1 protein-coding gene is annotated in these 261 nt (G+C 44.1%); it reads right to left on the bottom strand.

All coding sequences use genetic code 11. From position 1 onward, the window contains the following. A partial coding sequence (locus tag ACFIO5_RS10155; RefSeq protein ID WP_375705332.1) for an SAF domain-containing protein occupies positions 1-261 on the bottom strand: 261 nt, incomplete at both ends.

Genomic DNA, 261 nt, shown 5'->3' with positions numbered 1-261 from the left:
TAAATACAGCGTTTGAGGCGTGTAAATATGAGAACAATTCTTGCTTAAATCGAGAGGGTTTGCTGTCAACCTCACATCCCCCATGGCAGACAGCACATTCTCAACACTAATCCCTCCAGATCCCGATGTCAGTGTTGTGCTGCCATAGCCGATAATCTGATCATAATAAATGTCGTTGCCAGCAAAAAGGGCAATATTTTCACCACTGATAATATGTCCAACCTTTATCCCCCTTTGTGCCCTAATCGAAAGCGAGCCCTT

The sequence above is a fragment of the Bartonella sp. AA86SXKL genome, from assembly GCF_042196885.1.
The sequence above is the reverse complement of the archived record's forward strand: the minus strand, read 5'-3'. Positions and strand labels throughout refer to the sequence as shown.